Below are 7,840 nucleotides of genomic sequence, written 5' to 3'. Positions count from 1 at the left end.
GAAAGCAAACAGTTGCTGGCAAAGCTGAATACCAGCGTGATACCCATTGTGCCAGCGGAGTTATCCCAACAGTTAATCGCATTAAACAACAGCGACAATCAGGCCGGCTGTCTGCTGGCGGCAGTACCCTTTTTGCGTTCGCGCGATTTACTGCAAAGCCAGGCCGGGCAGAGTGGTCAGCAAAAACAGCAGAACCTGCAGCAGGCGATTGCTGAACACTACCAGCAATTATTTACACTGGCTCAGCAGTATAATCAGCAGCATCAGCTACAGTTACCTATCATGATGACCGGCCACTTAACCACGGTGGGTGTCAGCCAGTCGGAATCGGTACGCGATATTTATATCGGTACCTTAGAAGCTTTTTCAGCCAGCGCCTTTCCGCCTGCCGACTACATTGCGCTGGGCCATATCCATCAGGCCCAGCAACTGAACAGTACAACCGATATCCGCTACAGTGGCTCGCCGATAGCGCTCAGTTTCGATGAAGCGCGCCAGCAAAAGCAGTTGTGGCTGGTTGAATTTGCTGGCAGCAACAAAACCGTTAGCAGTGTCGCTATTCCCTGTTTTCAGCCTTTAGCCAGTATTAAAACTGATTTAGCCGGTTTACCGGCCAAGTTAGCGCCGCTGCTGGCCAACATCAGCGGTGACGAAAGACTTTGGCTGGAAGTGGTAATCGGCAGCAGCGATGGCTATTTAACTGATCTGCAGCTGAGGGTGGAGAAATTACTGGGCGAACTGCCGGTAGAGCTACTGAGGCTGCGCCGCGAACGCAGTCAGACCGGTATCAGCCTGCAGCAGCTTGAGCAAACCAGCCTGGCTGAACTGACGCCGGCTGATGTCTGGCAGGCCAGGCTGGCTGATGAAGTATTAACCGCAGAGCAGCAGCAACAGCTGACAGCATTGCATCAGCATGTGGTTGCCAAAGTACTGGAGCAGACGCCGGTTACTGATACCCGGCCTACGGATGACAGCGCATGAAGATCCTGGCAGTGCGGCTGCAAAACCTGAACTCGCTGCGCGGCGAATGGATCATTGATTTTCGGCTGCCGCCGTTTGACAGTACCAGTTTATTTGCCATTGTCGGGCCCACTGGTGCCGGTAAAACCACTATTCTCGATGCCATATGTCTGGCGTTATATCATCAGACACCGCGGTTAAAAACCTCGCCAACCAGTAACGAGCTGATGAGCCGCCACAGCAGTGAATGCCTGGCCGAAGTTGAGTTTGAAGTCGCGGGTCAGGGATACCGGGCATTCTGGAGTCAGCGCCGGGCCCGCGGTCAGGCCGACGGAAATCTGCAGCCGGCAAAAGTTGAACTGGCCCGGCTGGATGGTACGATTCTGGCGGAAAAAACCAATGAAAAACTGAAACTGATTACCGAGCTTACCGGGCTGGATTTTGGTCGCTTTACCAAGTCCATGCTGCTGGCACAGGGTAGTTTTGCCGCGTTTTTAAATGCCGACGCCAATGAGCGGGCCGAATTACTGGAAGAGCTGACCGGCACCGATATTTATGGCCGGATTTCAGAACAGGTATTCAGCGATGCCCGGGAGCAGAAAACCGCGTTGGAACTGCTGCAGGCCAAGGCCTCAGCCACTGAACTGCTTTCTGCAGAACAGCAACAGCGACTTACCGCTGAACTAACGTCAATTAAAGTACAGCTTACTGAGCAGCAACAGGCCATCAATCAACAACGGCAAAGGCTGCAATGGCGCCAGCAACTGAATGCCGCAGAGCAGGCACTGGCGAATACCCAGCAGGAAGTTGCACAGCTCAGGGCAGAACGCGACAAGCAACAACCCAGGCTGGCCCGGCTGCAAAGCCACCAGCCAGCAAGCAAGCTTGATCCACTTTATCGGACACTGCAGCAGGCCAGGGAGCGTCAGCAGGCGTTGTTAACTGGTCAGCAGCAGGTTCAGCAAACCCTGAAAGAAGGTCGTCTTGAACAGGGTAAGCTGTTGTGGCTGGGCTGGCAAATGTTAAAGACAGAGCAGCAACAGACCAGGCAACAACAGCAGAAACTCAGCCAGCAGCAACAGCTTTTGCAGCAACAGCAGCAGCAGCTGACAATAACATTGCAGCAACACACTACACGCCATAGCACCTTGCAGCAGCAACTGAGCTTGCTAACCCGGGGCACAGATGGCGCAACGTTGCGCCAGCAGCAGCAGCAACAGCGGGAACAGCTGTATCAACTGCAGCAGGCGCAGCAATTGCTGGCAAAACAACAAAAATGGCAGCAGCAACACGAAGACACCCGGCAACAGCTTGCTGGCACACAACAGCAGCTGGCGCCACTGACCGAACAGCTGCTGACACTGCGCAGCCGGTTTAAAAACCTGACAGAGCAAATCAGTGATAAAAAGCAGTTGCTGGCGCAGCAGCAGCTGATCATGCAGCTATCAGAACACCGCGCCAATTTGCAGCCGGCGCAACCCTGCCCACTGTGCGGCAGCACCGAGCACCCGGCGGTCAGCGAATATCAGCAGCTGGATGACTCAGCAACCGCGAAGCAACTGGCCGCAAAAGAGGCCGAGCTCAGTGAAGTGCAGCGGGCCGGTGAAGCGGCACGCACCCGGCAGGCTGAACTGAGCACAGCATCAGCCCAGTTACAACAACAGGCTTTGCAGCAACAGGCTGAGCTGGACGAGTTAGGCAGTGAGCTGCAACGTCTGCTAAAAGACCTGACCGAGCCTGTCGCAGCTGACAGCGTTGAGTTTTCGCAGACACTTCATAGCCACTGTCAGCAATTGCAGCAAAACCTGCAGGCAAGCGAGCAGCAGCTAAGCCAGCTGGAGCAGTTGCAACAACAATTGCAACAACTGGCAGCTGCGCAGCAGCAAACAGAACGCCGGCAAGCTGAAGTCGCCCATCAGCTCGCTTTACTGGCCCAGCAACAACAAAGCCTGACTGAACAACAGCAGGCCCGCAGCAGCGAGCTGAGCAATTGGCAGCAGCAATGGCAGGCACTGCAGCAAGCCGAACCCGCTACGACAACGGCTACTGCTGATGATCTGGCCACGCTGGCAAGCCGGCTGCAGCAGCTGCAACAACAACTACAGCACTATGCGGGCCAACAGCAACAATTGCAACGCCAGCTGGAACAGGCCACTGCTGAACAGCAACTGGCCTCGGCGAAATGGCAGCAGGCGATTGCAACCAGTGATTTTGACGATGAAGCAGGCTTTTTAAGCGCTTTACTCAGTGAGGATGAGCTGGCACAACTGACGGCATTGCAACAACAACTGCAGCAGGCAGAGGCTGCCGCTAACCGGTTATTGGCTGACCGGCAGCAGCGGGTGGCAGAGCTGGTTGCGCAGCAACTAAGTAACGAAACAGAGCCACAGTTGCAGCAGCAGCTACAGCAACTTGAACAACAAGTGCAGCAACTTACCGAACAACAGGGGCAACTGCAACATCAGTTAAGCAGTGATCAAAAGCGCCGGCAGGCCCGGCAGAGTCTGCTGACAGAAATTGCAGCAGCGGAGCAGCAACTGATACTGTGGCAGCGGCTGAACAGCCTGATCGGCTCTGCCGATGGCGCCAAATACCGGCGGTTTGCCCAGGGCCTGACCCTGCAGCAGTTAGTGGTGCTGGCGAACCGTCAGTTACAGCTGTTGCATAACCGCTATCAGCTGGCACGCCACCCGACTGCTGAGCTCGAGTTGCAGGTGCTGGATACCTGGCAGGCTGACACCGCGCGCGATACTAAAACGTTATCCGGCGGTGAAAGCTTTCTGGTGAGTCTGGCGCTGGCGTTGGCATTATCTGATTTAGTCAGTAATAAAACCCGGATCGACTCGTTATTTCTGGATGAGGGTTTTGGTACCCTCGATGCCGATACGCTGGAGAGTGCGCTCTCGGTACTGGATCAATTGAATGCCAGCGGTAAAATGATTGGTATTATCAGCCATGTCGAAGCGCTGAAGCAGCGGGTGCCGGTGCAAATAAGACTGGAGAAGCAACAAGGGCTTGGTTACAGCCAGGTTCGGATCAGTCAGTAGTGACAGGTGGCGTGTCCCGTTGCTGTTTCAAAAGTTGTGCAAAGGCAGTGGCAGGCACTGCTTTGCTGAAATAATATCCCTGATAATAATCACAACGCTGCTGGCGCAAAAACGCCAGTTGTTCCGCTGTTTCAACCCCTTCAGCCAGCACCTTAAACCTCAGGTTGTGCGCCAGGTCTATGATGGCTTCGGTAATACTGCGGTCATCTTCGGCTTGCGGTAAATTTTCAATAAACCGCCGGTCTATTTTCAGCACATCTACCGGTAGCCGTTTTAAATAGGCTAAGGAAGAGTAGCCAGTACCAAAGTCATCAATGGCCAGCTTAATTCCTTTTGCCCGCAGGGCCATTATCGTTGTTATGACCACTTCTTCGTCACCCATCAGCGCGTTTTCAGTCACCTCCAGTTCCAGGCAGGCCGGGTCAAAGCCGGTTTCTTGCAGAATGGCAGCGATTTTCTGCTGCAAGTCGCCTTTATTAAACTGCTGCGCAGAAACATTAATAGCCAGATTTACGTTTGGCAGGCCTTCCAGCTGCCAGGCTTTACCCTGACGGCAGGCTTGTTCTAACACGAACTGGCCAATCGGATGAATAAGACCACTGGCTTCGGCCAGCGGGATAAAGGTATCCGGACTAATGACACCATCGACAGGGTCGAGCCAGCGTAGTAACACTTCAGCACCAATAATCCTGCCGCTGCTGATATCCAGTTGTGGCTGGTAGTAACAGGTTAAGTGGTTCTGCTTCATGGCATTACGCAAGCGTTGCTCCAGCACCAGTCTGGCTCTGGCCTGCATTGTCAGGCTATCAGAGTAAAAACTGTAGGTATTACGGCCATCTGCTTTCGCCCGGTATAATGCCGCATCCGCGCCCTGTAATAATGCCTCGGCACTGTCTGCATGCAGCGGATAAATGCAAATGCCTACAGATGCCGCCACATTAAGTTCTGTTTGCTGGCCCGGGGTAAAGGGGGCGTGCAGTTGCTGCAGTATTTTATCGGCTACCCTGGCAGCATCTTCCGGTTGGGCAAGTTGCTCTACCAGAAACACAAACTCATCACCACCAAGCCTGGCCAGGGTATCGGTTTCGCGACAACATAAATTCAGGCGCTCACTAACCTGCAATAGCAGGTTGTCGCCGGTCTGGTGACCGTAGCTGTCGTTAATATCCTTAAAATGATCTAAATCCAGGATCATTACTGCCAGATACTGCTGGTTGCGTTTAGCCTGTTTCACTGCACTGGTCAAGCGGTTACTGAAGTGCTGGCGATTAGGTAACTGGGTTAACGGATCGAACTCAGCGAGAAAAGCCAGCTGAGCAGCCTGACGTTTGCGCTCTGTTAAATCAATATCAATACAGAAAATCTGCGGTGGTTTATCAGGCAGCTTAACGACCGCATGGTTAGAAAATACCGAGATAAGCGATCCATCTTTGCGCTTTAAGGTCAGCTCCTCTGCCGCAATTGGCTCAGCATGTTCAGCCATATAGGTCATGGCCTGGCGTACTTCCTGGTGAAGCTCGTCGGGAATAATAAGCTGCAGTAAGCTGCGACCGAGGGCTTCCTCTTTGCTGTAACCATAAATCAGCTCGCTGGCCCGGTTCCAGTAAATAGTGGTGCCATTCTGATCATAACCCTGCACCGAGATTTGCGGGGCATTATCCAGTAAGGTTCTGAAACGTAATTCGCTTTCCAGCAGCTGTTGTTCTGCCCGTTTTTGAGCAGAGATATCCTGCACCACACCAATAAAATAACAAGTATCGTGCTGTTTGCGTGGTACTTTGGCGACAGCCAGTTTTACCCAGATACTATATCCCGCTTTGTGGAAGTAGCGTTTCTCCAGGGTGTAGCTGGAAATCATTCCGCTTGCTAACTGGTCAAACTGCCGCTGATCCTGATCTAAATCTTCCGGGTGGGTGATCTGCTGAAACGACATATTGCGCATTTCAGCCGGGCTATAGCCTAGCATATCCGCGAAATGTTGATTGACCCTGAGGAAACGGCCATCCGGGGCGGCATGAGCAATACCGGCAGCGGCATGGTCAAACGTCTGGCTGAACGCCTGTTCACTTGCCTGTAATGACGCTGTCAGGCGCTGATGCTGACGTAACAGCAGCCAGGCCAGCAATCCGGTCAGAGCAACATAAAGGATGCCTTTATAAGTCTGATAACGAATCAGCTGCGCTGAATCATCAGTCAGCCCAAGCAGTAACTGATCGCTGAATAATATCCAGAATACGCCAAGCAGAATGTACAGCAGCACACCAATAATGGGGTACAGACGCAGCATTCTGGCAGAGCGTGATTGTTTCATTTTTATTACATCTCAACTGCAAATGGCAAGTCTTTGTTAGTGGCTTGCTGTAAGGTTACAGCATAGTTTAAAAATGTAGATTAAAAAACAGAATTAATGAAATTTATATTAAATAATAAAGCCTTAGCCGGTTAATCCGGCTAAGGCTGTTAACATTAAAACGAGTAGACCAGGGTAAGCGAGGTTTGGGTGTCCGTGTTTTCTTTATCGGGCTGCACTTCAGAATCGTTCTGGACCAAAAAAGCCGCTTTCATTTGCATAGCACCGTTAATTTTCGCTGTTACCGCGGTTTCGGCAATGGTACGGGTATTGTCGTCACCGTATTCAACGCTCAATGTCTGGCTGAAAGCTGCTGACTCACTGATTTGCCAGTTGTAAGCTGCTGCGCCACGAACAATCAGGCCGCTTTCAGACTCGCCGGTGGCCCGGGTACCACTGAAATAACCCGGACCTATTTCTACATCCAGATGCTGGGTTTCCGCATCGTAAAGCCGGGTTCCGTAACCCACCGCTACGGTATTATATGTCTCAAAAGCGCCAAACTCGTCACTGGTATGCGAGCCGATAATAAACAGGTTATCGTGCTCGGTATCCAGTTTATAGGCACCTTTAGCCGAAATAAGATAACGTTCGGCAGACCGTTCGGTTACGGTATTACCATCAGCATCGGTTTTTTCGTCCTCTTTAAAATAAGCACTGACAATATACTGATTGCTCCACTGCTCCAGTTCCTGCCGGACATCCAGTTTACCGGTAATGGATGTGCCCACGGTGTTTCCCGAAGTGGTAATGGCACCAAGTTCAGCTGAAATTTGCCATACTTTATCGTCATCATTGGCTTCCTGAGCACTGAGGGCGCTGCTGACAGCCAGGCTGCCCAGTGCCAGTACAGTGAAAAACTTCATGCTTACTCCTTACTTTCAGTTTGATCTTTAATTAAATGCACGTCCATTTGCGGGAATGGAATACCAATGCCTTTCTCGTCAAAGGTTAGCTTCACTTTTTCCAGGGTATCCCAGTAAACGCCCCAGTAATCAGCTGAATTAACCCAGGGCCGGACGTTTAAATTGACAGAAGAATCAGCGAGGGCGGCAACCTTAATACTGAATGCAGGCTCGGCCAGCACCCGCTCATCGTTTTGCAAAATGTCTTCCAGTGTTTTTTTCGCCAGCAACAAATCAGAGTCATAACCAATGCCAATAACCAGATCGACCCGGCGGATCGGCTCTGCCGAATAATTGGTAATAGGTTTGCTGGTGATTTGAGCATTTGGCACAATAACCCGCTTATTGTCCGGGGTTTTCATCTGGGTCTGGAAAATTTCAATTTTCTCTACGGTGCCGCTAACGCCGCCACCATCAATAAAATCACCGGCTTTAAATGGCCGGAACAGAATAATCAGAATGCCTGAAGCAAAATTGGCTAACGACCCCTGCAGTGCCAGACCGATGGCCAGACCCGCAGCCCCAAGAATAGCAATAAAGGAGGTTGTCTGTACCCCCAGTTGTGATAACGCCATCAG

At 51.9% G+C, this 7,840-nt stretch carries 5 protein-coding genes; 2 read left to right on the top strand and 3 right to left on the bottom strand.

The window, feature by feature from the left end; genetic code table 11:
- Nucleotides 1–981, top strand: a 981-nt coding sequence (locus tag R3177_RS11450; protein WP_318971164.1) for an exonuclease SbcCD subunit D C-terminal domain-containing protein, incomplete at its 5' end; no start/stop codon positions are given.
- Nucleotides 978–4,007 carry an exonuclease subunit SbcC gene (sbcC, locus tag R3177_RS11445; protein ID WP_318971163.1) on the top strand — a complete coding sequence of 1,010 codons (3,030 nt, stop codon included), beginning with the start codon at nucleotides 978–980 and terminating at the stop codon, nucleotides 4,005–4,007. The genes R3177_RS11450 and sbcC, both read left to right, overlap by 4 nt.
- On the opposite strand, the gene R3177_RS11440 is transcribed toward sbcC, so the two are convergent.
- The 3 genes from R3177_RS11440 to R3177_RS11430 all read right to left on the bottom strand — a co-directional run.
- Nucleotides 3,997–6,318: a putative bifunctional diguanylate cyclase/phosphodiesterase gene (locus R3177_RS11440; protein WP_318971162.1), complete on the bottom strand. Its 2,322-nt coding sequence runs from the start codon at nucleotides 6,316–6,318 to the stop codon at nucleotides 3,997–3,999. The genes sbcC and R3177_RS11440 overlap by 11 nt on opposite strands.
- A 155-nt stretch (nucleotides 6,319–6,473) precedes the next feature.
- On the bottom strand, nucleotides 6,474–7,223 hold the full coding sequence (locus R3177_RS11435) for a DUF481 domain-containing protein (protein WP_318971161.1): 750 nt from the start codon (nucleotides 7,221–7,223) through the stop codon (nucleotides 6,474–6,476).
- A gap of 2 nt (nucleotides 7,224–7,225) precedes the next feature.
- A partial coding sequence (locus tag R3177_RS11430) for a mechanosensitive ion channel family protein (protein ID WP_318971160.1) occupies nucleotides 7,226–7,840 on the bottom strand: 615 nt, incomplete at its 5' end.

The sequence above is a fragment of the Arsukibacterium sp. genome (assembly GCF_033722355.1).
Classification (GTDB): Bacteria; Pseudomonadota; Gammaproteobacteria; order Enterobacterales; family Alteromonadaceae; genus Alishewanella.
This window is presented reverse-complemented; position numbering and strand designations above follow the sequence as displayed.